Annotated in this window: 20 protein-coding genes; 10 read left to right on the plus strand and 10 right to left on the minus strand. The window is 75.6% G+C overall.

Going from position 1 to position 23,095, the window contains the following annotated elements:
* Nucleotides 1-97: 97 nt before the first annotated feature.
* Nucleotides 98-1,267 (minus strand): glycosyltransferase, encoded by a 1,170-nt coding sequence (locus ACFY0O_RS27100; protein ID WP_388951172.1) that lies wholly within the window; start codon nucleotides 1,265-1,267, stop codon nucleotides 98-100.
* 226 nt (nucleotides 1,268-1,493) lie between these two features.
* Here ACFY0O_RS27100 and ACFY0O_RS27105 point away from each other — a divergent pair, with 226 nt between their 5' ends.
* Nucleotides 1,494-2,294: a glutamate racemase gene (locus tag ACFY0O_RS27105; RefSeq protein ID WP_388951175.1), complete on the plus strand. Its 801-nt coding sequence runs from the start codon at nucleotides 1,494-1,496 to the stop codon at nucleotides 2,292-2,294.
* Nucleotides 2,295-2,340: 46 nt separating this feature from the next.
* On the opposite strand, the gene ACFY0O_RS27110 is transcribed toward ACFY0O_RS27105, so the two are convergent.
* Both ACFY0O_RS27110 and ACFY0O_RS27115 read right to left on the minus strand, forming a co-directional pair.
* Nucleotides 2,341-3,261 (minus strand): ADP-ribosylglycohydrolase family protein, encoded by a 921-nt coding sequence (locus tag ACFY0O_RS27110; RefSeq protein ID WP_388951178.1) that lies wholly within the window; start codon nucleotides 3,259-3,261, stop codon nucleotides 2,341-2,343.
* On the minus strand, nucleotides 3,258-3,848 hold the full coding sequence (locus tag ACFY0O_RS27115) for a TetR/AcrR family transcriptional regulator (RefSeq protein ID WP_388951180.1): 591 nt from the start codon (nucleotides 3,846-3,848) through the stop codon (nucleotides 3,258-3,260). Before ACFY0O_RS27115 ends, ACFY0O_RS27110 begins: the two co-directional genes overlap by 4 nt.
* A gap of 110 nt (nucleotides 3,849-3,958) precedes the next feature.
* Here ACFY0O_RS27115 and ACFY0O_RS27120 point away from each other — a divergent pair, with 110 nt between their 5' ends.
* The 4 genes from ACFY0O_RS27120 (at nucleotide 3,959) to ACFY0O_RS27135 (ending at nucleotide 8,134) form a co-directional block, all read left to right on the plus strand.
* On the plus strand, nucleotides 3,959-5,014 hold the full coding sequence (locus ACFY0O_RS27120) for an FAD-dependent oxidoreductase (RefSeq protein ID WP_388951182.1): 1,056 nt from the start codon (nucleotides 3,959-3,961) through the stop codon (nucleotides 5,012-5,014).
* A gap of 108 nt (nucleotides 5,015-5,122) precedes the next feature.
* Complete coding sequence (locus ACFY0O_RS27125) at nucleotides 5,123-5,662, plus strand: hypothetical protein (protein ID WP_388951185.1); 540 nt, start codon at nucleotides 5,123-5,125, stop codon at nucleotides 5,660-5,662.
* Between the two features lie 327 nt (nucleotides 5,663-5,989).
* On the plus strand, nucleotides 5,990-7,624 hold the full coding sequence (gene lnt, locus ACFY0O_RS27130) for an apolipoprotein N-acyltransferase (protein WP_388951187.1): 1,635 nt from the start codon (nucleotides 5,990-5,992) through the stop codon (nucleotides 7,622-7,624).
* 9 nt (nucleotides 7,625-7,633) lie between these two features.
* The gene (locus ACFY0O_RS27135; protein WP_388951189.1) at nucleotides 7,634-8,134 is read left to right on the plus strand and encodes an NUDIX domain-containing protein; all 501 of its coding nucleotides are present in this window, start codon (nucleotides 7,634-7,636) and stop codon (nucleotides 8,132-8,134) included.
* Here ACFY0O_RS27135 and ACFY0O_RS27140 read toward each other — a convergent pair.
* The gene (locus ACFY0O_RS27140) at nucleotides 8,131-8,925 is read right to left on the minus strand and encodes a trypsin-like serine peptidase (RefSeq protein ID WP_388951191.1); all 795 of its coding nucleotides are present in this window, start codon (nucleotides 8,923-8,925) and stop codon (nucleotides 8,131-8,133) included. The genes ACFY0O_RS27135 and ACFY0O_RS27140 overlap by 4 nt on opposite strands.
* A gap of 268 nt (nucleotides 8,926-9,193) precedes the next feature.
* Here ACFY0O_RS27140 and ACFY0O_RS27145 point away from each other — a divergent pair, with 268 nt between their 5' ends.
* On the plus strand, nucleotides 9,194-10,480 hold the full coding sequence (locus ACFY0O_RS27145) for an ATP-binding protein (RefSeq protein WP_388951194.1): 1,287 nt from the start codon (nucleotides 9,194-9,196) through the stop codon (nucleotides 10,478-10,480).
* Between the two features lie 310 nt (nucleotides 10,481-10,790).
* Here the strand turns inward: ACFY0O_RS27145 and ACFY0O_RS27150 are convergent, their stop codons facing one another.
* The 5 genes from ACFY0O_RS27150 to ACFY0O_RS27170 all read right to left on the minus strand — a co-directional run bounded on the left by ACFY0O_RS27150 (nucleotide 10,791) and on the right by ACFY0O_RS27170 (nucleotide 16,120).
* Nucleotides 10,791-11,390 carry a hypothetical protein gene (locus ACFY0O_RS27150; protein ID WP_388951197.1) on the minus strand — a complete coding sequence of 200 codons (600 nt, stop codon included), beginning with the start codon at nucleotides 11,388-11,390 and terminating at the stop codon, nucleotides 10,791-10,793.
* A complete protein-coding gene (locus ACFY0O_RS27155; protein WP_388951200.1) occupies nucleotides 11,387-13,024 on the minus strand; it encodes a serine/threonine-protein kinase in 1,638 nt (545 codons plus the stop codon). Before ACFY0O_RS27155 ends, ACFY0O_RS27150 begins: the two co-directional genes overlap by 4 nt.
* A gap of 131 nt (nucleotides 13,025-13,155) precedes the next feature.
* Nucleotides 13,156-14,412, minus strand: a complete 1,257-nt coding sequence (locus ACFY0O_RS27160) for a Tm-1-like ATP-binding domain-containing protein (protein WP_388951272.1) — start codon at nucleotides 14,410-14,412, stop codon at nucleotides 13,156-13,158.
* A 48-nt stretch (nucleotides 14,413-14,460) separates the two neighbouring features.
* Nucleotides 14,461-14,976, minus strand: coding sequence for an NUDIX domain-containing protein (locus tag ACFY0O_RS27165; RefSeq protein WP_388951203.1), 516 nt, complete (start codon nucleotides 14,974-14,976; stop codon nucleotides 14,461-14,463).
* A 70-nt stretch (nucleotides 14,977-15,046) separates the two neighbouring features.
* On the minus strand, nucleotides 15,047-16,120 hold the full coding sequence (locus ACFY0O_RS27170; protein WP_388951206.1) for a cation diffusion facilitator family transporter: 1,074 nt from the start codon (nucleotides 16,118-16,120) through the stop codon (nucleotides 15,047-15,049).
* A 159-nt stretch (nucleotides 16,121-16,279) separates the two neighbouring features.
* Here ACFY0O_RS27170 and ACFY0O_RS27175 point away from each other — a divergent pair, with 159 nt between their 5' ends.
* From ACFY0O_RS27175 to ACFY0O_RS27185, 3 genes are read left to right on the plus strand one after another with little or no spacing between them, the layout of a single operon-like run.
* Complete coding sequence (locus ACFY0O_RS27175) at nucleotides 16,280-18,661, plus strand: FHA domain-containing protein (RefSeq protein ID WP_388951208.1); 2,382 nt, start codon at nucleotides 16,280-16,282, stop codon at nucleotides 18,659-18,661.
* Nucleotides 18,658-19,314 carry a hypothetical protein gene (locus tag ACFY0O_RS27180; RefSeq protein WP_388951210.1) on the plus strand — a complete coding sequence of 219 codons (657 nt, stop codon included), beginning with the start codon at nucleotides 18,658-18,660 and terminating at the stop codon, nucleotides 19,312-19,314. Before ACFY0O_RS27175 ends, ACFY0O_RS27180 begins: the two co-directional genes overlap by 4 nt.
* The gene (locus ACFY0O_RS27185; protein WP_388951212.1) at nucleotides 19,314-20,321 is read left to right on the plus strand and encodes a serine/threonine-protein kinase; all 1,008 of its coding nucleotides are present in this window, start codon (nucleotides 19,314-19,316) and stop codon (nucleotides 20,319-20,321) included. Before ACFY0O_RS27180 ends, ACFY0O_RS27185 begins: the two co-directional genes overlap by 1 nt.
* A 45-nt stretch (nucleotides 20,322-20,366) precedes the next feature.
* Here the strand turns inward: ACFY0O_RS27185 and ACFY0O_RS27190 are convergent, their stop codons facing one another.
* Nucleotides 20,367-21,632 (minus strand): streptophobe family protein, encoded by a 1,266-nt coding sequence (locus ACFY0O_RS27190; RefSeq protein WP_388951215.1) that lies wholly within the window; start codon nucleotides 21,630-21,632, stop codon nucleotides 20,367-20,369.
* A gap of 319 nt (nucleotides 21,633-21,951) precedes the next feature.
* On the opposite strand from ACFY0O_RS27190, the gene ACFY0O_RS27195 reads away from it, so the two are divergent.
* Entirely contained in the window at nucleotides 21,952-23,031 is a 1,080-nt protein-coding gene (locus ACFY0O_RS27195; protein WP_388951217.1) for a DUF6777 domain-containing protein, read from the plus strand.
* Nucleotides 23,032-23,095: the final 64 nt, after the last annotated feature.

Raw genomic sequence — 23,095 nt, forward strand, 5'->3', positions numbered from 1 at the left:
ACGGTCACAACGCGGTGACCTCGGATGACGGCGGACGGCGCCGGTGCCGCCCCGGGGTGACGCCCCGTCAGGCCCGGTCCGCGCCACCCGGGTGGTTTCAGGCATCGCTCGGGCGGGCATAGGTACGGCCCTTCCACGCGGCCCCGCGCCCCCGGTAGTGCTGCACGGCCGAGTCGACGGTCATGAGCAGGTACAGCAGCGCGGTGAACGGCAGCAGCGGCGCGAGCACGGCCGGCTGGCGGTAGTAGCGCAGCATCGGCAGATAGGTGCCGGCCATCAGCAGCCAGGCCAGCCCGCCGGCGGCGGCGACGCCGGACCGGCCGGCCGCGAGCCCCGCGAACAGCGCCGCCGGGGGGGCCAGGTAGACCAGCGCGAGCCCGGCCACGGTCCCGGCCAGCAGCAGCGGCTGGTGGCGGAGTTGGGCGTACGCGCTGCGCGAGACCATCCGCCACAGGTCGCCCAGGGCCGGGTAGGGGCGGACGCTGTCCACCCGCTCCGCCAGTCCCAGCCAGATCCGCCCGCCGGAGCGCTGGACCGCCCGCGCGAGCGCCACGTCGTCGATGACGGCCTGGCGGATGGAGTCCGGGATCCCGGCGCGGACCGCCGCCTCCGTGCGCAGCAGGACGCATCCCCCGGCGGCCGCGGCGGTCCGCGCACTGGGCCGGTTGATCCACCGGAAGGGGTACAGCTGGGCGAAGAAGTACACGAAGGCGGGCACGACGAGCCGCTCCCAGACGCTGACCACGCGCAGCCGGGCCATCTGGGACACCAGGTCGAGGCCGGAGGAGGTCGCGGCCGCGACCAGTTCCCGGAGGCTGTCCGGCTCGTGCGCGATGTCGGCGTCGGTGAGCAGCAGGTACTCGGGGGCCCCGGCCGCGCTCGCGGTCGCGTGGGTGATGCCGTGGCGCAGCGCCCACAGCTTGCCGGTCCAGCCGGGCGGGGGATCGGAGGGGCTGAGCACCGTGAGGGGGAGGCCGGGCTGCTCGGCGGCCAGGCGGCGGGCCAGGCCCGCGGTGCCGTCGGTGCTGCCGTCGTCGACCAGGACGATGCCGGCCTCGCCGGGGTAGTCCTGGGCGAGGAGCGACGGCAGGCTCAGCGGCAGCACCCCGGCCTCGTCCCGGGCCGGGACCACGATGGCGACGGAGGGCCAGCGGGCGGGGGCGGTGCGCGGGGGCAGGCGGGTGTCGGTGCGCCAGAACATGCCCTGGGCGAGGGTCAGCCAGAGCCAGGCGGCGAGGGAGGCGTAGGCGGCGATGAGGAGGCCCATGGCGGCAGTGTCGCCGAACCGGCCGGGGCGTGTCCCGCGTCCGGGCCGATCACCTCCGGCGCCGCCGGTCCGGTCGGTGGTCCGTCGAGGGCGGCCCGCGCTCCCGGAAGGGCGGGACCGGCGGCGCGCCTCGAAGAGAAGAGAGACGCGGTCAATGACGCGCTTTGACCCGGTTTGACGGACTCGGATTCGGGCGGTCGGCGGGGGCGTCGACTAAGGTGACCCGGTGAAGATCGCGCTCATGGACTCGGGAATCGGCCTCCTCGCTGCGGCCGCCGCGACGCGTCGGCTGCGGCCCGACGCCGACCTGCTGCTGTCCTCCGACCCCGACGGGATGCCCTGGGGCCCGCGTACCCCCGCCGACCTCACCGAGCGCGCCCGCGCCGTGGCCCGGGCCGCCGCCGCGCTGCGGCCCGACGCGCTGATCGTGGCCTGCAACACCGCCTCCGTGCACTCGCTGGCCACCCTGCGGGCCGAGCTGGAGCCCGGCATCCCCGTCATCGGAACCGTCCCCGCCATCAAGCCCGCCGCCACGGCCGGCGGGCGGGTGGCGATCTGGGCCACCCCCGCCACCACCGGCAGCCCCTACCAGCGCGGGCTGATCCGCGACTTCGCCGCCGGGGTCCCGGTCACGGAGGTGCCCTGCCCGGGTCTGGCCGACGCCGTCGAGCACGGCGACGAGGAGGCCATCGCCCGCACGGTCGCGGCCGCGGCCGAGCTGACCCCGGCCGACGTGACGGACGTGGTCCTCGGCTGCACGCACTACGAGCTCGTCGAGGAATCGATCCGCGCCGCCCTCGCCGCACGCACCGGCGGCGCCGAGCTGCGGTACCACGGCTCCGCCGAGGCAGTCGCGGTCCAGGCCCTGCGCCGGATCGGCGCCGAACCCGCACCGCGGCTGCCGCGGACCGGCGGGCTGACCGTCCTGCACAGCGGCCGCCCCTCCACCCTGTCCGAAGCGGCCCTCGGCTACGCCGAAGGCCGCCTCCTGACCGGCCACGCCCACGGCGCCGCCGTAGCCCGGTAACGCTCCCCGCGCCGGACCTGCCCCCGCTCCTCAGCCGGGCCCGTCGTCAGGCGGCTCCCGCCAGGCGGCGGGCCAGGGTGCGCAGCGCCTCCGCGTCCAGTACCCGCGCGCCGAAGCCGGGCAGCGGCACGTGCAGCGGGGCCGTCCACTCCCGCGGGACCGCCGCCTCGCCGTACACCGCGCCGGCCAGGGTGCCGGTCACGGCGGCCACCGTGTCGGTGTCCCCGCCCAGGTCCACGGCGGCCCGTACGGCCTGTGCGAACCCGGCCGTGGAGCGCAGGGCCCACACCGCCGAGCCCAGGCAGGGCCACACCGCGCCGTTGAACTCGGTGGCCCGGTCCGGGTGCCAGTCGGCGGCGAGCACCCGCGCGTAGCGCTCCCGGTGGTCCGGGTGCACCGCCTCCAGTGCCGACGGCAGCGCGGCCAGCGGGTCGGCGCCGTCCAGGGCCACCCGTACGAGCTCGTGCAGCACGGCGGTGCCCTCCCAGGCGGCCCGGTCCCCGTGGGTGAGGGCCGCGATCCGCCGGGCGGCGTCCATGGTGGCCTCCCGCCCGGCCGGCGCGAACCAGACGGCCGAGGTGGCGGCCCGCATCAGGGAACCGTTGCCCGCCGCCCGCACGTTGACCTGGAAGTGCAGGGCGGCCGCCTGGTCCCAGGGGAGGCCGCTGGTGAGGACGTCCTCGGTCTGGAGGCCGATGTCCTTGGGCTCCCCGGCCGCCCAGCGCCGGAAGCGGGCGAAGAGGTCCGGGAGGTCGAGGCCGCCGCGCTCCAGCAGGGACTCCCCGACCAGCACCGCCATCTGCGTGTCGTCCGTCGCCTCGCCCGGATCCCAGCCGCCGCCCCCGCGCATCTCCTGCCCGCGCGCGCTCAGCTGCCCGGCCGGCCCGAACTCGTACGGCGCGCCCAGCGCGTCACCGGCCGCCGAGCCGAGCACCGCCCCCACGGCCCGTTCGACCCGCGCCGTCACGACGCCCCCTCCCCGCAGACGTGGTCCAGCAGGTCCCGCGCGAAACCGTCGAGGTCGTCCAGTCCGGCCGCCGCCAGGGTGGCGGGGGAGCCGGCCAGCAGATGGGGGATGGCCCCGTGCAGGGCGAGGGTCAGCGTGCGCGCCCGCCCCGGCCCGGACGGGAGGCCGGCGTCGGCCAGCAGCCGCCCGTACAGCGCGAAGTCGGCGGCGCCGAACGGGTCCAGCAGTCCGGCCAGCCAGGGCCGCCGGCCCGCCTCGGCCTGGAGTTCCAGGTAGGCCGCCATGCGCGGCCGCCCCGGCCCGGCCACGTTCCGCAGCAGCCCGGCCAGCAGGGCCGCCAGTCCCGCCCGGTCCGAGGGGGGCGGCCCGGCCGAGGCCAGGGCCCCGGCCAGTTCCCGGTACTGCTCCAGGCAGCGTTCGGCCACGGCCCGCAGGAGGGCGTCGCGGCTCGGGAAGTAGTTCTTGGCGGTGCCCGGCGGCACACCGGCCGCGGCGTCGACGGCCCGGTGCGTCAGCCCCCGTCCGCCCGCTTCGGCGAGTACGGACACGGCGGCGTCGCCCAGCCGGTCCCTGCGGTCCTGGTTCACCTTGCCAGGATAACCACGGCCGTGGTACCACGGATGGGGTACCACGGTTGTGGTGGTCCCAGGAGTGGTTCAGCGCGTGCGCCCGTTCGTCCGACGACCGGAGGAATGCCATGAGCGGTGGAGGACGCGGTACCGCCGTGGTGGTGGGCGCGGGCGTCGGAGGGCTCGCCACCGCCATCGGCCTGCGCCGCGCGGGCTGGACCGTGCGGGTCCTGGAACGCCGCACCGCCCCGGAGCGCTACGGCACCGCCTTCGCGATCCACCCCACCGCCCAGGCCGCCCTCGACCGGCTCGGCCTCGGCGAGGCCCTCCGGGCGCGCGCGGTGCCGTACCGGGGCGCCCGCATCCGCCGCCCCGACGGCACGGTGCTGGCCGCCCTCCCGCTCGAACGCGTCGAGCGCCGGGCGGGCCGCCCCGAACTGCTCATATCCCGCCCCTACCTGCTCGACGCGCTCCTCGCGGAGCTCGAAGCGCTGGGCGGCGTGGACATCGAGTACGGGTCCCCGCGCGGCGGCCCGGGCGGCGGGGCCGACGCCGATCTGCTCGTCGGGGCCGACGGCATCAACAGCACCGTCCGCACCACCCATTTCGGCTCCCGCAGCGGTGTGCGCGCCCTCGGCACCGTCGCCTGGATCGGCATCGCCGACTTCGAGACCGGGGTGTACGGGGAGACCTGGGGCGACGGCCGGTTCTTCGGCCTGACCCCCGTCGAGCCGGGCCGCAGCAACTGGTACGCCGCCGTCCCGGAGGCCACCACCGCCGAGGAGGTCCGCGCCGCGTTCGCCGACTGGCACGACCCCGTTCCACGCGTCCTCGCCGACACCGACCCGGCCGGCTGGATCCGCTACGAGATGCGCCACCTCCACCCCGCGCTCCCGGCCTTCGTCGCGGGCGGCCGGATCGCGCTCGTGGGGGACGCCGCGCACGCCATGACCCCCAACCTCGGGCAGGGCGCCTGCACCGCCCTCCTCGACGCCGAGGCCCTCACCCGCGCCGTCGCCGCCCGCGGCGGGCCGGGCGGGCTGCCCGCAGCGCTGCGCGCGTACGACGCCGAGCGGCGCCGCAGTGCGCAGCGGGTGGCCCTCGCCTCCCGCACCCTGCACCGCTTCGTGACGGGCCGCCGCCCCGCCCTGCGCGACGCCCTGACCGGGCTCCTGCCGGGCTGAGCGGGTTTGGTCGAGGGGGAGGGCGGGCAGGCGCGGCCCCGGGAACGGGATGCGCCGAGTGGCGCAGAGGCGGTGGCGGACATGCGGAACGTGGGTACGCTGCTGCTCATGACGGGTCACCCCCCAGGCCCCCTCTGGACGGGCCGGGCCTCCAACCGGGCGCAGTGGTTGCTCGCCGCGGCCGGGGCGGCCTGCCTCGCGCTCGGCGTCGAGCTGGCCGTCGACAACTCCTGGGCCTCCGGATACGTTCCGCTGCTGATGTCCGTGATCGGCTGCCTGGCCGCCGGGCTGCTGATCCTCTACGGCACCCTCGCCTTCGTGTACGTGGCCGTCACCGTCGACGCCGAGGCCCTGGAGGTGCGCTGCGGCCACATCGGGCTGCCGCGCCGCAAGATCCGCCTCGCGGAGGTCACCGCCGCCGAGTTCCTGCCCCGGGTCACCCCGCGGCAGTGGGGCGGCTGGGGGTACCGCTGGCGGCCGGAGAAGGGCACCGCGGTGATCGTCCGGCGCGGGGAGGGCGTGGAACTGCGGCTCGGCGACGGCAGGCTGTTCACCGTCACGGTCGACGACGCCGAGAACGCCGTCCGCGTCATCCGCACCCACCTACGCGCCCTCGCCCGCTCACCCCGGCCCCAGAACGGGGCCTGAACCCGCACCGCGCCGCACCCCCGCCCGCAGCAGCGCCCGCACCGCAGCAGCGCCCGCCGCCCGCACGGCGCCGGCACCCGCGCCCGCTCGGCGCCGGCACCCGCACGGCGCCGGCACCCGCGCCCGCTCGGCGCCGGCACCCGCACGGCGCCGGCACCCGCACGGCGCCGGCACCCGCACCGCACCGACAGCGGCGCCCTACCGGCACCAGCGTCTGCGCCGCGCACCAGCGCCCGCCCCGCCCACCGGCATCGGCGCCGAACCGGCGTGGGCCGGGGGCCCGCGGCCTTACCAGTCCTTGGGGTGGGGGCACGTACACTCCGCCAGATGAGCAGCAGTGTCACCCGGGCCGCCGAGAGCGAGCCCTCCCCGCCCGCCGGACCAGCCGTAGCGGACACCCCGGGCGCGGACGCCGCCGCGGCCTCCTCCGGCCCGGGGAGGCGCTGGGCCGGGCGGCTGGCGCGGCCCGGCCTGGCCGCGCTCGCCGGCGTGCTGCTCTACCTCAGCTTCCCGCCCCGCCCCCTATGGTGGCTGGCCCCCTTCGCCCTGGCCCTGCTGGCCGGGTGCCTGCGCGGCCGCCGCGCCCGGGCCGGCTTCGGGCTCGGCTTCCTCTTCGGGCTCGGGTACCTGCTGCCGCTGCTCGTCTGGACCAGCGAGGGCGTCGGCCCCGTGCCGTGGCTGGCCCTGGTCACCCTGGAATCCCTCCTCATCGGCCTGGCCGGCCTCGGCATCGCCCTGGTCAGCCGGCTGCCCGCCGCACCGGTGTGGTCGGCCGCCGTCTGGGTCGCCGTCGAGGCCCTGCGCGCCCGCGCCCCCTTCGGCGGCTTCTCCTGGGGCCGGCTGGCCTACGGGCAGGCCGACGGTGTCTTCGTACCGCTCGCCGCCGTCGGCGGGACCCCGCTGCTCTCCTTCGCCGTCGCCCTCTGCGGCTTCGGCCTCTACGGGGCCGCCCGCATCGCCCGCCGCCGCCCCACCCGCACCGCCGCGGCCCTCGCCGCCCTCACCGTCGCCGCACCGGTCGCCGCGGGCCTCGCCGCCCGCCCGCTGGTCTCCGACGCCGCCGAGGACGGCACCGCCGTCGCCGCCGTCATCCAGGGCAACGTGCCCCGCGCCGGCTTCGACTTCAACGCCCAGCGCCGCCAGGTCCTCGACAACCACGCGAACCGCACCATCCAGCTCGCCGAGGACGTCAGGGCCGGCCGGGCCCCCAAGCCCGACTTCGTCGTGTGGCCGGAGAACTCCTCCGACATCGACCCCTTCACGCAGCCCGACGCCCACGCCGTCATCGACAACGCCGTCAAGACCGTCGGCGTACCCACCGCCATCGGTTCGGTCCTCGCCCCCGAGACCGGCCCGCTGCGCAACACGATGATCCTGTGGGACCCGGTCAAGGGCCCCGTGGACACCTACGACAAGCGCAAGATCCAGCCCTTCGGCGAACGCATCCCGATGCGCTCCTTCGTCCGGCTGTTCAGCTCCGACGTGGACCGGGTCCGCCGCGACTTCGGCCCCGGCAAGGAGCCCGGCGTCTTCGACATGGCCGGCACCGGCGTCGGCATGGTCACCTGCTACGAGGCCGCCTTCGACGACGCCGTCCGCTCCACCGTCCAGGCCGGCGCCCAGGTCATCGCCGTCCCCAGCAACAACGCCACCTTCGGCCGGACCGAGATGACCTACCAGCAGCTGGCCATGGACCGCATCCGCGCCGTCGAGCACAGCCGCAGCGTCCTCGTCCCCGTCACCAGCGGCGTCAGCGCGGTCATCCGCCCCGACGGCACCGTGGTCAAGCAGACGGAGATGTTCACCGCCGACGCCCTCGTCGACGAGATCCCGCTGCGCTCCACCCAGACCCCGGCCACCCGCCTGGGCCCGCTGCCCGAGTACGCGCTGGTCCTGCTCGCCGCCGGCGGCCTCGCCACCGTCCTGGTCCGCCGGATCCGCGCCCGCCGGGCCACCCCGTAGGGTCGGCGCATGAGCACCCCCGAGTTCATCCGCGAGATCCGGGCCGCCGGCGCCGGCCACCTGCTGCTCCTGCTGCCCGGGGTCACCGCGGTCGTCTTCGACGACGACGGCCGGGTGCTGCTCGGGCGCCGGGCCGACACCGGCCGCTGGTCGGTCGTCGGCGGGATCGCCGAGCCCGGCGAGCAGCCCGCGGAGACGGCCGTGCGCGAGGTGTACGAGGAGACGGCCGTCCGGTGCGTCCCCGAGCGGGTCGTCCTCGTCCAGATGCTCGAACCCGTCACCTACGCCAACGGCGACGTCTGCCAGTACCAGGACATCACCTTCCGCTGCCGGGCCACCGGCGGCGAGGCCCGCCCCGCGGACGGCGAACTGCTGGAGGCGGCCTGGTTCCACCCGGACGACCTGCCGCCGCTGGAGCCCTTCGCCCGGCACCGGATCCGCCGGTCCCTCGTGGAGGAGCCGACCTGGTTCGAGGCCCCGCCTACTCCCTGGGCCCCGGCCACTCCCTAAGGGGTGCGCGCGACCCCCGCCGCCTCGCAGTACAGGGCCATCGCCGCGTCGCCCATCACCGCGCTGTACGACACCTCGGGCACGTCCCCGCCCCCCTGGTACCCGCCGAGGACCCCGGCCAGCGCGCCGCCCGCGAGCCAGGGGCTGCCGCTGGTGCCGCCGCTGAGGTCCGGGCAGTCGATCCGGCGCTGGGTCGGCGAGAACAGGCTCGTCGCGTTGGAGCAGCGCAGCGGGGTCTCCTGCACGCTCGGGTAGCCGAGCACGGTCACCGTCACGTCACCGGGCTGCGCGGCGGCCACCGGGAAGCCCCCCACCACGTCCTCCACCGCCCGGCTCTCCCCGGCACCGGCCGGCGCGACCGTCGCGAAGGCGACGTCCGCGTCCGGATCCCGGCCGTCCGTCCAGCCCGGCGCCATCCACACCCGGGTCACCCGCCACAGCCCGTACGGGGTCCCGCCGTCCCGGTAGCCGGGGGCGAACACGGTGGTGTCGGGGTGGTCCAGGCAGTGCGCGGCGGTGGCGATCACGTCGTGGCCCAGGCTGCGCACCACGGACGCGGTGCAGAAGTGCCCCCCGTCGACCCCGTCGGCGAACAGCGCGCCGACCCGCCCGGCCACAGCGTCGGCGGGGGCCTCCTCGGTCACCCCGAGCGGGGTGGCGGCCCCGGCCTCGGGCAGGTCCAGGCTGAGCAGGGCGCCCATGGCGGTCACCGCGAGCAGGATCCGTGACGCCCGCCGGGCACGGGGGCTGGGACGGCCGGCCGCCTTGCGGGGGAGGATGCGTTGGATCATGCGTCAGAGCCTTCCCGGGAAAACTGTGGCCGCGGCACGGATTCACGTATGAATCAGCTGTGAATGCGGGGGACGCCGCAGAACCGGCCGGTCCCTGTCGGAAGGCATGAACGGACTCCGCCCCCGGGGCCGCGGCTTCGGCGGAACCCACCGGTCTATGGACGCGGCGGACGGTTTCCCGGCCCGCTGTTGTGCACGGCGGTGCGTGATCGACGGGCCCGCCCGCCCCTAGCCTCGCCGCAAGAGCACGAACGAGGGGCGGTACCCGGTGAACTGGCTCATCCACGACTACCGCGAGGGCGATCTCGCGGCGGTGGTCCATCTGATCGACACGACGGCCGAACTCGGCCAGGAGTCGGTCTTCTCGCTCGCCGAGTGCATCAGTGCGCTGACCGACCGGCAGCCCTGCGTGGTCGCCGTCCACCAGGGCGTCCCCATCGGCGCGGCCCTCGCCTGCGTGACCGGCGAACGGGCCTGGGTGATGCGCATCGCCATCGCCGCCGGATGGCGCGGCCGCGGCCTCGCCAGCGCCCTGCTCGTCGAGCTGGAGCGCCGCCTGATCGCCGCCCGCGTGGGGCGCATCGCGTACGTCCTGCCCGAGGAGGACCTGCTCGGCGAGGGCCTCCTGAACGCCGGGTACACCCGCCAGCCCGCCGTCGCCTACTTCGAGAAGACCGAGCCGCTGCACGGACCGGCCGCGGGCCTCCTCGACGACCTCGGCGGCCGGTTCCTGCCCAGCGACCTGTGGGCCAAGGTCGCCGGCATGGAGAAGGAGAAGGAACTCATCGAACGCCGGGTCGTGCTCCCCCTCGCCGAACCCGAGCGGGCCGCCGCGCACGGGGTGCGCCCCCCGCGCGCCATCACCCTCTTCGGCCCGCCCGGCACCGGCAAGACCACCTTCGCCCGGGCCATCGCCTCCCGGCTGGGCTGGCCCTTCGTGGAACTGCTGCCCTCCCGCCTCGCCGACGGAGGCAACCTGGCGGCCGCCCTGCGCGAGGCCTTCGCCCGGATCGCCGAGCTGGAGCGGGTGCTGGTCTTCATCGACGAAGTCGAGGAGATCGCCCCCGTGCGCAGCGAGCCCGCGCAGCCCGGCGGCGCCCACGGCGTCACCAACGAGCTGCTCAAGCTGATACCCGGCTTCCGGGAGGGCGACGAGCGGCTGCTGGTCTGCGCCACCAACTCCATCCGCTCCCTCGACCCGGCCTTCCTGCGCCCCGGCCGCTTCGACTACCTGATCCCGATCGGCACCCCCGACGCCGGGGCCCGCGCCGCGATCTGGTCCCGCTACACCGCCGGGCGCGCCGGCGTGGACGTGGCCGCGCTGGTGGCGGCGACGGAGCTGTTCACCCCGGCCGACATCGAGCACGCGGCACGGACCGCGGCGCAGGTGTCCTTCGAACGGGACCTGGAGGCGGTCGGCGCCCGCGGCGCGGCGGCCCAGCCCGGAGCGACCACGGCCGACTACCTGGCCGCCGTCGCCCAGTGCCGGCCCACGGTGACCCCCGCGATGACCGGGGAGTTCCAGGCCGACATCACCGCCCACGCGCGGTTCTGAGACTCCGTCCCCCGGTTGCGGCGGGGGACGGGAACACGAAACGGCCCGCGGCTGCTCCCCAAAGCGGCCGCGGGCCTTCCGCGCGGACCCGGCATCCGAGCGGAAACGGCCGTGCTCCCAGGGGGTGTCGCCGGAGGGAACACGGCACGCCAGGGTGCCTGGGGCGTCCTGCACGCCCCGGTCGGCCCTTCCAGTCAACCACCACCCCCACCCCCCACACCTCGGCCGGACGGCCATACCGGCCCCGGCCACAAGAACGACGGCCCCGCCGCCCCCGGGCCGCGGCCGGGCCAGCTTCCGAAGAGACGGCCTAGCGCGGGCAGGTGTAGGTGAACTCGGTCGCCGCGGTGCGGCGGGTGGGGGTCAGGAGCTGGAGTTCCGCGCGGGCCGGGTAGGTGCCCGTGCCCCTGAAGGTCCACATGAGGTGGAGGGTCGCCTCGGTGCGGCCGTCGGGGACGTGTTCCGTGAGTTCCTCCGAGCGGGTGCCGTCGCTGCGGACCCAGCGGTACGTCAGGGTTCCGGGGCGGCCGTCGGTGCGTACGGTGGCCACCACGTCGGCCGCCGTGTCGCAGGCCGGGCCGCGCGGGTCGGTGCTCACCGCCACCTCGCGGACCTGGACGGCCGGGCCGAACCGCTGCCAGCCCAGGTACGCGAGCACCCCCGCCAGGACCGCCGCGGCCAGGGTGTACCGGCGCCAGCCGCCCCGCCGCCGGGGCGGCACGGGCGCGGGACCGGGCGTGAGGGGGAAGGGCGCGGGCAGGGCCGCCGTCACACCCGGGCCGAAGCGCAGCACGGCGCCCTCGACCCGGTCGGGGGCCGCGTCGGCCGGGGGCGGCGGGCCGCTGAACCAGTGGCTGCCGAGGACGGTGGCGCTGTAGTCGTCGCCCTGCGGGGCGCGCGGATCGCTCATCGCGGGGGCTCCACGTCGGTGCAGCGCAGCAGTCGCTGGGAGTCGGAGGCCGAGGCGTTGGCCGCGGCCGGCTTCGTGGTGACCCGGACGCCGCCGTAGCAGCCGCGGCCGCGCGTGAAGGTGTGGGACTGCGCGACCGTGACCGGTGCACCTGCCTGGACCTGGAGCGTGTCGGTGCCGTCGGCCACGGAGTAGGCGCCCTGCGCGTCCCCCAGGTACCACTGGACGAGGACGGTCACGGGCCCGCTGCCCTGGGTCGTCAGGGAGATGGAGGCGTTGCCCCGGTACGCCCCCGGGGTCAGGGTGACGCCGAGCTTGGTCACCCGCGGCGTGGGCGAGGGCGTCGGCGTGGGCGACCAGCTGACCGTCGGCGTCGGGCTCCAGGACGGGGAGGTGCCGGTGGAGGGCCAGGTCGTCGGGGTGGGCGTCGCGGACGGGGGCGACGCCGAGGGCGTGGGCGTCGGGCTGCCCGAGGCCGACGGCGAGGGTGAGGGCGAGGCGGACGGGCCCGGTGCCGAGGGGGAGGACGCCGGGGTGGACCCGGGCGCGGAGGGGCTGGTGGTGGCGAAGTCGCTCAGGGCCGAGGGCGGCGGCGGTGTGCCGGCCGCGTCCGTCGTGAACACCAGGACCGCGCCCAGCACCAGCGCCAGACCCGTGGCGAGCCAGCCGCCGCGCCCCGGCGCCCAGCCGGAGCCGATCGAGGTGGTGGCCACGGCCGTGGTGCCCGCGGCCGCGCCGCCCGCCGAGGGGAACAGCAGCGGCAGCAGGGCGGCCAGCGCGGCCAGCTTGCGCTGTCCGCGCTCCTCCCACTGCGGCCCGTAAGCGGCCACCGCCAGGGCTTCCAGCTCCGCGACGAAGGCCTCGGCGTTCTCGGGCCGCTGCTCGGGCCGCTTGGCCAGACCCCGGCGGATCAGCGGCCGTACGGCCTCGGGTGCCTCGGTCTCCGGTACCGGGGCCTCGATGTGCTGGACGGCGAGCTCGGCGAAGTTCCCGCCGTCGTAGGGCTTGCGGCCGGTGAGGCACTCGAAGAAGGTCGCGGTGGCCGCGTAGACGTCGGCCGTAGGCGAGGCCGGCTGCCCCTGCCACTGCTCGGGCGCCATGTAGGCCGGGGTCCCCGCGACCCCCGGGGTGCTGCCGCGGCCCGCCGCGATCCCGAAGTCCACCAGCTTGGAGGAGCCGTCGGCCGCGACCAGCACGTTCTCCGGCTTGTAGTCGCGGTGGACGACCCCCGCCCGGTGGGCGGCGGCCAGCCCGAGCAGGGAGCCCTTGAGGACCACCAGCGCGGCCTCGGGTTCCGTCCGTCCGGACTCGCGCAGCACGGAGCGCAGGGAGACCCCGTCGATGAGCTCCATGACGATCGCGGCCCCGCCCGGGGCCTCCACGTACTCGTAGAAGCCCGTCACGTACGGGGAGACCAGGCCGCCCAGCAGCCGGGCCTCGGCCCGGAACTCCCGTACGAAGGCCGGGTCCTCGCGCATCCGGTCGCTGAGGTACTTCACGGCGACCGCCGTGCCGGTGGCGTCGTGGACCGCGAGCACGACCCGGCCGCTGCCGCCCGAACCCAGCTCCCGGACCTCGCTGTAGCCGGGTACCGTCCAGCCGTTGCCCATTCCCGCCCCCCTCCGTGGCGTCACCGGCTCCTCCCAGAGCCGGACCGGTCGGTTCCGACCGGCCACATCCATGGACACCATTGAGCCACGGCCGGTTCCCCACCGTTCGGCCCGTCCAAGGACCGGACGGACAGGGGAACAGGGGGACAGGGGCGTCAGGCCGCGGCCGACACCGCGCCGATCATCGTGTGCAGCCGGTCCGCCGCCGCCCGCCCGAAGGCCGGGTCGTTGACGTGGGTGTCGTAGTCGTACAGCCGGGCCGCACTGCCCCGCAGGCCCTCGCGGAGCTCCGCGAACAGGGCGGCGTCCGCCTCCGGATCCTGGTACGGGCCCCCCGGCGCCCCCAGCGTGGACAGCCCGCGCAACGGCAGGCAGACCGCCGTCGGCCCCGTCGCCGCGCGCAGCTTCGCGGCCACCCGGCGGCCCAGCTCCGCGCACTCGGCCTCCGTCGTGCGGATCACCGTGATCGAGGGGTTGTGGATCCGCACCCGCCGGTAGCGGGCCCGCTCGGGCAGGGTCTCCAGCGGCCCGAACTTCACCATGTCCAGCGCCCCCGGGCTCACCACCTGCGGTATCCCCGCCCGCCCGGCCGCGCTGAGGCGGTCGGGGCCGGCGGTGAGGATGCCCCCGCACAGGTCGTCGGCGAGCTCTCCGAGGGTCAGGTCCAGCACGCCCGCGAAGATCCCCTGCCCGGCCAGCTGCTCCAGGGTGCGCCCGCCCGACCCGCTGGCGTGGAAGACCAGCACCTCGTAGCCGAGTTCGGTCAGCCGCTCCCGGGCGGCGTCCACCCCGGTCGTGGTCACCCCCGCCATGCTCGCCGCCACCAGCGGCCTTGCTCCCGAGCCGAGCCGGACCGGGCGGCTGCGGTCCAGGGCCGCGCGGGCGAAGGCCTTGGCCATCCCGGCGACCGCCTCCGCCGCGTTGGCCAGCACCGGAGCCGAGACGCTGTTGATCCCGGCGATGTCCACCACGCTGTACATCATGGTGAGGTCCGAGGAGCCCACGTACGGGGCGACGTCCCCCGAGGCCATCGACGAGACCATCACCTTCGGCACGCCCAGCGGCAGGGCCCGCATCGCCCGGGTGGCGATGGAGGTGCCCCCGCTGCCGCCGACCGCGAGCACCCCGTGCAGCCGGCCCTCGGCGTGCAGGCGCAAGAGGGTGGCCTCCGCCCCCTCGGCCATCGTGGTCACGGCCGCGCCCCGGTCGGCGGCCGTGCGCAGGCGGGAGAGTTCGGTGCCCGCGGCCCGTGCCACCTCCTCGCGGGGCACGTCCGCGGGCACCCGCGGTTCTCCCGTGATCCCCGTGTCGACCAGGACCACCTCGACGCCGGCGCGCAGCAGCCTCTCGCGCAGCCAGCCGTACTCGACACCCTTGGTGTCCAGGGTTCCCACCAGCACGACGCTCGTCATATGTGCAATGTCCATGCAGGTGAGGTTTGTTGGCAAGTAAAGGTCAGGTCAATCTGCCAGGAGGGTCAACAATCGCTCCAGGAAGGGGATTTGAGAGGCGATCAGCTTGTTCCGGGCCAGCGGGGGAGCGAACCAGGCCACCCGGTCCAGCTCGGGGAACTCGCACTCGGTCCCCGAATGCGGCGGCCACTCCATCGTGAAGGTCCCCGGCACCGTCAGCGCCGGGTCGAGGTCTCCCTCCACCGCCCAGATGGTCACCAGCTTCCCGCTGGACAGCCGCACCTCGCCCAGCGGCAGGTACTCGCCGTCCGGCGGGGGCACCCCCAGCTCCTCGGTGAACTCCCGGCGGGCCGCGTCGCGCGGGGTCTCGTCCGGCCCGTACTCCCCCTTGGGGATCGCCCAGCCCCCGGCGTCTCGGCCCGCCCACAGGGGGCCGCCCATATGGCCGAGCAGCACCTCGACCCCACCGCCGCCACCGTCGCCCCCGGCTCCGCCACCACCGGCCGCGCCGCGGCGGAACACCAGCAGGCCCGCGCTCTGTTTGTACCTCTTCGGCTGTGTCACGGTCCCATACATGCCCCGCACCGGCCCCGGTCAGTGACCGGAACCGGGGCGGGGGCTTCCGCGACGGGGATCAGTGCGCGTGCGGGCCCGAGCGGTGGACCGGGCCGTGCGCGTCCGCGCAGTGCGGGTCCGGGGCGTCGGCGCCCTCGCCCGTCCGGCCGACCGACAGCAGCTCGTCCTGCGCGTGGTCCACCTGGAGCGTGGTGTGGGTGATCCCGTACTCCTTCGACAGCAGCGCCTCCAGGTCGCGCCGCACGGCGTGGCAGTCGCCCTCCTCCTCCACCAGCACGTGCGCCGACAGCGCCGCCTGACCCGAGGTGATCGTCCAGATGTGCAGGTCGTGCACCTCCGTCACCGGCGGGTGCCCGACCAGCCGGTCGCCCACCGCGTCCGGGTCCAGGTGCGCCGGAGCGGCCTCCAGGAAGATCCGCCCCGACTCCCGCACCAGCCCGTAGCCCGCCTTGACCATCAGCACCACCACCACGAGCGAGGCGATCGCGTCGGCCTGCACGAAACCGGTGGTGAGCACGATCAGACCTGCCACGGCCGTCCCGATGAAGGCGAACAGGTCGTTCAGGATGTGCTGGTAGGCGCCCTCCACCGCCAGCGAGGTGCGGTTCGCCCGCGAGATGCACCAGGCCGCGGCCACGTTCACCACGATCCCGGCCAGCGCCGTCACCAGCACCAGCCCGCCCTCCACCGGCGGCGGATCGATCAGCCGCCGCACCGCCTCGTACGCCAGCCACACCGCCAGCAGCAGCAGGGTCAGACCGTTGGCCTGGGCGGAGAGTATCTCCGCGCGCTTGAGCCCGAACGTGAACCCGCCGCGCGCCGGACGCGCCGCCAGCCGCATCGCGACCAGCGCGAGGACGATCGAGACGGCGTCGGTCAGCATGTGCGCCGCGTCGGAGATCAGGGCCAGCGAATGCGCCAGCACGCCGATGACCACCTCGACGGCCATGAATCCGCCGATCAGGGCGAGCGCGATCGCCAGCCAGCGGCGGTCGGCGTCGGGGTCCACACCGTGGCTGTGCCCCGCGTGGCCGTGACCGTGAGCGTGTCCGTGCGCGTGCCCCTGTGCGGAGGCCGGCGCGGGCCCGTCGTCGTGCTCGTGACCGTGATCGTGGCCGTCGTGCCCGGTCATCGCGTCCCCCGTCTGTCCGTGTGTTCGGTTCCGACGCGTGAAGTGAAGCGCACCCCGGCGAATAGGGCAAAGGCTGCAACGGGGACCGTTGTCATTACCCATAAGACCCGCTTGACCTGCGCTTATGCCGGGACGGACGGATCGTGCGAAAATCTGGTCATGGTCCAGCGCCACGGTGTGCCGACCGCGCCCGAACTCGTCCTGGAAACCGCCCGAGGCTCCACGGAGATGAGCCCCGGCAGGACCTATCACGTCGGACGCGACCCCCTCTGCGAGATCTGCTTCGAAGACGCCCGCGTCTCGTGGCACCACGCCGTCCTGCGTCCCGACGGAGACCACTGGACCGTCGAGGACGAGAACAGCACCAACGGAACCTGGGGCGCCGACGGCCACCGCGTCAGGGTGGAGAGCGTCGGCCCCGGCAGCGAGCTGCGCTTCGGCAACGCCGTCGACGGCCCCCGCGCCGTGCTCGTCGGCCGCACCCCGGCCCCGCCCGCCGCGGCGCGCCCCTCGTCGGTCACCAACCCGGCCATGACCAGCACCTTCCGCCAGCCCACCAGCGTCCGGGCGCTGCCCGCGCGGACCGCCCTGCGGATCGGCCGGGACCCCGGCAACGACCTCGTGATCGACAACCTCGTCGTCTCCCGCCGGCACGCCGAACTGCGCGCCCTCGCCGACGGCACCTTCGAGATCGTCGACCTCGGCAGCCACAACGGCACCTACCTCAACGGCGCCCCCGTCACCCGGGCCGGGATCGCCGAGGGCGACATCGTCGGCATCGGCCACTCGGCGTTCTGCCTCGTCGGCGACCGGCTCCTGGAGTACACCGACACCGGCGAGGTCTCCCTCGACGTCCAGGACCTGTCCGTGACCGTCGACCACGGCCGCAAGACCCTGATGGACGGGGTCACCTTCCCCGTCGGCGCCAAATGCCTCCTCGCCGTCGTCGGCCCCAGCGGCGCCGGAAAGTCCACCCTGCTCGGCGCGCTCACGGGCCTGCGCCCCGCCGACACCGGGACCGTCCTCTACGACGGCCGCGACCTCTACCACGACTACGCCGAACTGCGCAGCCGCATCGGCCTCGTCCCCCAGGACGACATCCTGCACGCCCAGCTCACCGTCCGCCGGGCCCTCGTGTACGCGGCCGAACTGCGCTTCCCCCAGGACACCAGCCGGGCCGAACGCGAGGCCCGGGTCGACGAGGTGATCCGCGAGCTCGGCCTCGTCCAGCGGGCCGACCAGCCCATCCACAGCCTCTCCGGCGGCCAGCGCAAACGGGTCTCGGTCGCCCTCGAACTCCTCACCAAGCCCTCGCTCCTCTTCCTCGACGAGCCCACCTCCGGCCTCGACCCCGGCATGGACCGCTCGGTGATGCACATGCTGCGCGGCCTCGCCGACGACGGCCGGACCGTCATCGTCGTCACCCACAGCGTGCTCAGCCTCGACGTCTGCGACCGGCTGCTGTTCCTCGCCCCCGGCGGGCGCGTCGCCTACTTCGGCCCGCCCGACGAGGCCCTCGGCTTCTTCGGTTTCGCGGAGTGGCCGGAGGCCTTCGAGGCCTTCGAGAACGACAGGGAGCGGGACTGGGCGGGCGCTTTCCGGGGCTCGCCGCTCCACCGGCGCTACGTCGAGCTGACCGGCCGCGGGTTGGCGCCCGTACCGCTCGCCGCCCAGGCGGCCGCGGCGGCGGCCCCGCCCGCGCCACCGCCCAAGGCGCAGAGCTGGGGCTCCCAGCTGTCCACCCTGGTCCGCCGGTACGCCGCCGTGCTCAGCGCCGACCGCACCTTCCTCGTCATCATGGTCGCGCTGCCGTTCATGATGGGAGCCATGGCCCGCGCGCTCGCCGGGAACGAACTCGACGTCGAGACGGCGCTCAACGCCCTGCTCATCCTCACCATCGGCGGAGTGCTCACCGGAGCCGCCAACGCGGTCCGCGAACTGGTCAAGGAGCGCGTGATCTACCAGCGCGAACGCGCCGTCGGGCTGTCGCGCTCCGCCTACCTGATGTCGAAGGTGGTGGTGCTGGGCGCGATCACCGTCGCCCAGGCCGTGGTCCTGACCCTCATCGCCCTCGCGGGAGTCGACCTGAACGCCCCGGGCGGCAAGGGCGTGCTCATGCCGCCTCTGATCGAGATCACCCTCGCCGTGGCCCTGCTGTCCTTCACCGCGATGATGCTCGGCCTGATGATCTCCGCCCTGGTCAAGAAGGAGGAGGTCACCATGCCGCTGCTGGTCCTCCTCGCCATCGTCCAGGTCGTCTTCTGCGGCACCCTGCTGAAGCTCTACGACGTCCCCGTCCTCGAACAGGTGGCGTGGCTGGCGCCCTCCCGGTGGGCGATGGGTGCGATGGGCGCCACCATCGAGCTGGCCAAGATCGTCCCCGGGAAGCTCACCCAGGACCCGATCTACCACCACGAGTCGAGCGGCTGGCTGGTGTGCATCGCCGCGCTGCTCGTGCTGTCGGTGCTCTTCGGCCTGGCGGTGGCCCGGCTGCTGCGCCGGCAGGAGCCGGCCGTCATGCGGAAGCAGCCCCGGCGATGACCTTCCCCGACCCCATCCCGGAGTTCCACCCCACCCATGTCGTGCCGCAGGAGGGGCTGCCCGCCTGGGAGGCCCCCGACGTGGGCCGGCCGACCGCGCCGCTGGACCCGTTCCTGCCCGTGCAGCTGCTCTCCCGCCGCGGGGAGTGGACGGAGATCCTGTGCGCCAACGGCTGGTCCGCCTGGGTCGACGGACGGCTGCTCGTGGCGGTGCCGCAGCCGCCCCCCACCGCCGGCCGGCCCCTCGCCCGGACCGAGGACCCCGGACCGCTGCTGGGCCGGGCCGCCGAGGCCCTGGAACGCTACCGCCGGGCCGTACGCGACCACTCCGAGGGCGCGGCGGGCGGCGAGGACTTCGGCCGGGCCGTACGGGGGCTGCGGCTCGGCATCGTGATCGACGGTGAGTCCGCCTGGCTCTACGACGAGACCTCGCGGCGGTGGATGTACGCCGACGGCAGCCGCATGTCGACCTACGCGGTCGTCTCGGGGCCGGGCGCCCGGGCCCCCGAGCCGGAGCCCGAGCCGGCTGCGGAGCCCGCTGCCCGGCCGCCGGCCCCGGCCGAGGCCGAGACCGCGGCGGGCGCCCCCGTACCGGCCGAGCCGGGCCACGAGCCGACGCGCATCGTGGACCTGCCCGAGGCCGGAGGACGCTGATGGGCGCCGCCGACTCGCTGGGCGGCCGGCCCTCCGGGCTGCTGGGCAAGAAGATCGCCGGGTACCTGGTGGAGAGCGAGATCGGGCGCGGCGGGATGGCGGTCGTCTACCGGGCCCGCGACCTGCGGCTGGACCGGACGGTGGCGCTGAAGCTGCTGGCCCCCGAACTCGCCCGCAACGACACCTTCCGCAAGCGCTTCGCCCACGAGTCGAAGGTGGCCGCGGCCATCGACCACCCGCACATCGTGCCCGTCTTCGAGGCGGGGGAGACGGACGGGCTGCTCTACATCGCCATGCGGTTCGTCGCCGGGCAGGACCTGAGGGCGCTGCTCGACCGGACGGGCCCGCTGCCGGTGGAGACGGCCGCCCGGATCGCGGGGCAGGTCGCCTCCGCGCTCGACGCCGCCCACGACCACGACCTCGTCCACCGGGACGTCAAGCCCGGCAACATCCTCGTCGCGGACGGCACGGACAGCGAGCATCCCGAGCACGTCTACCTCACGGACTTCGGCCTGACCAAGAAGTCCCTGTCGCTCACCGGGTTCACCAGCGTCGGGCAGTTCGTCGGGACCCTGGACTACGTGGCGCCCGAGCAGATCGCCGGCAAGCCCGTCGACGGGCGCTGCGACGTGTACAGCCTGGGGTGCGTGGTCCACGAGATGCTCACCGGCGGGCCGCCGTTCCAGCGGGACGACGACATGGCCCTGCTGTGGGCCCACCAGTTCGACCCGCCGCCCGCGCCGTCCTCGCGGCGGCCGCAGCTCACGGCGGCGGTGGACCAGGTGCTGGCCAAGGCCCTGGCCAAGGCGCCGGAGGACCGCTGGGAGAGCTGTCTGGAGTTCACCGGGGCGCTGCGCCGGGCGGGTTCGGCACCGGCCGCCCCACCGGTCGCCGGTGCCGTCGCCGGAGCCGCCGCGGACGCCGGGGCCCTCGCGCAGGCCGCGGGACCGCCGCCCCCGCCTCCGCCGCCCCGGTGGGCGCTGCCGGTGTTCCGGGGCCGGACCTGAGGCCAGGACTCCGGGGGCCAGGACTCCGGGTCCGGGGGAGGGTGCTCACCGCTCCCGGCGGGTGGGGGAGGGCTCGTCCACGGGCCCGGGGTGGTGCAGCGGGCGGGCCAGGAAGGCGCCCAGGAAGCCCGCCACCGCCCCCCAGAGCAGGCCGAGGCCGGTCGTCCGCCACAGCGACGCGGTGAGCTCGATCCTGCCCCCGAGCCCCGAGTCGTCCCCGATGCCCAGCAGGGAGAGCCCGAACTGGGCCTCGACGCGGCCCAGCAGGCAGATCGTCAGCGTGGCCAGCGCCAGCGCCACGCCCAGGTGCAGCGCGTGCTGCCACGCCCGCACCCCCGCCGGGGAGCGGACGGCGGCCAGCACGCCCGCGCCGAGCAGGGCGACGGCGGCCACCGCGACGAGCCACCACGCCCGCCCGTCATGCCGGGCCAGCAAGGACACGTCGAGGGTGGACAGGTCGGGCCCGCGCAGCACCCGGTCCAGCAGCTGCGGCACCGGCAGCCCGAACGGGCCCTCCGCCCGGCCCTGCCACGCGCCGCCGAAGCCCAGGGTCAGAGCGAGCCAGGCCAGGTTGGGCAGGCCGAGCAGCAGCACGGCGAGGGTCCGTGTGGCGTGCCCCTGGGTGCCGGCCACCACCAGGCCGACCACCAGGGCGAGGACCACGTAGCCGACGAGCAGCACGGCGGTCGCGAACGCGGCCGGGCGCACCGCCGTGTGGAAGCGCAGCAGTCCGGCCGGCAGCGGGGCGCGCCGGGAGACCAGCAGGGCGATCAGCAACAGGCCCAGGATCCACAGCAGTCCGAAACCCAGGGTGGCGGGCAGGTCCGCCCGGAAGCCCACCGTCGGGGTGGTGTCGAGGACTTCGCCGAGGTCCTCCAGCGGGGAGTCGTCGTTCAGCAGCCGGAAGGTGTGGTCGGCGAACAGGGCGAAGAGGGCCAGCAGGACCAGCCACAGCACGGCCGGCAGGGCGCCCCGGGCGAGCAGCTCGCGCGGCCGGGCCACCGCACGGTGGCGCAGCGGGCGCAGGAAGAGGTACCCGGTGGTCAGCGCGCCGGCCAGGCTCACCGACAGCGGCAGCACGGACAGGCTCGCGCCGGCGCCGCCCAGCAGCCCGGCGCTGCCCGTGACGCCGACCTCGCCGCCCGCCGCCATCACGACGACGGCGGCGACCACATGGGGGAACGCGCCGCCCGGCAGATCGGCCGCGCCCGCGCAGGCCAGCCCCGCGGCGGCCACCGCGGTCATCACCGCGAAGCCCGCCACGACGGCGGCGAGGGCCTCGCGCCATGCCCTCACGGAGGTGCTGCTCACCCTGCAACCGTGGCACTCCCGGCTTGCGGCCACCACTCGGCCCCCGCACACAATGACCCAAGGAGTGCCTGAAATCCGGCAGATGTCCGGAATTCTCTCGTTCGGTGCTCGGGAAGAAGGGCCCGTGACCACTCAGCCGTCCGGTGGGCAGCAGCCCCCGTCCTCCTCGCAGCCGCCGTCCTCGGAACGTCCCACGGGTCCCCCTTCCGGCCCCCTGTCGGGTGGCGATCGGGGGTCCGTGCCCCCGCCGCCCGCACCTCCCGGGGGCTCCTCCGGCGGCGGGGGCGGGGAACCGCCCGGACGTCCCTGGTGGCGGTCCGTGCCCCGGATGGTCGCGGCTGCCGTGGCGGTCGCGGCCGTCGCCGCCCTGGCCGTGGTGCTGACCCGGCCCGGCGGTGGATCCTCCGCGCAGGCCGGGGGCGAGGTGTTCCTCCAGTCGGCCGCCGCCTCCGGGCCGGACCCCTTCACCGAGTCCACCGCCGCGCGGCAGGCCACCGTGCCGCCCCAGAGCCCCGCGACCGGCCAGAGCCCCGCCACGGCCACCGCGACGGCCTCCGGAACGACGGCCACGCGCAGCGTCAGCGGCTCCGCGCCCGGTCTCTACGGCGGCACGAAGGACGTCGCCAGCTGCGACGTGGAGAAGCAGATCTCGGCGCTGAACGGACAGCCCGCCAAGAACGGCGCCTTCGCCTCCGCCCTCGGCATCGGACCGGCCGACGTGCCCGGCTACCTGCGCGGCCTCACCGCCGTACAGCTGCGGCTGGACACCCGGGTCACCAACCACGGCTTCCGCGACGGCGCCCCCACCGCCTACCAGGCGGTGCTCCAGGCCGGGACGGCCGTACTGGTCGACGACCGCGGGGTGCCCAGGGTGCGGTGCTCCTGCGGGAACCCGCTCAGCCCCCCGGTGGCGCTCAAGGCCAACCCGAAGCGCAACGGGGAGCCGTGGCCCGCGTACCAGCCGTCGAAGGTGGTGGTCATCGCGCCGTCGGAGACCACCGTGAACGCCTTCGTCATCTACGACCACCAGGACCGCCGCTGGCTCGAACGCGGGCGCGGCGCCGCCCCGAAGCCCGACAGGCCCGTCCCGCCCCCGCCGACGACGACCCCGGTGCCCACCGTCGCCCCGTCGACCGCCCCGGCCACGCCGACGGCCGCCCCCGCCACGCCGACCCCCAAGCCCACCACTCCGACGACGCAGCCCCCGCCCGCCACGGAGACCGCCCCGGCCACCGAGACCCCGACCGAGCCCTCCTCGGAGACCGCCGAACCCCCGTCCGCGTCCGCGACGGAGCCGTACCCGCCCACGCCCACCACCCCGAAGTACACCCCGCCCAAGTACACCCCGCCCCCGGCCGCGACCCCACCGCCCGCCAACCCTCCGGCGAACCCCTACTAGGGACACGCCCCCGGGCCCCCCTCCGTACCGCGGAGAGGGGCCCGGGGGCGTCCCGGCCGGCCCG

The organism is Streptomyces sp. NPDC001594, from assembly GCF_042893675.1.
Classification (GTDB): domain Bacteria; phylum Actinomycetota; class Actinomycetes; order Streptomycetales; family Streptomycetaceae; genus Streptomyces.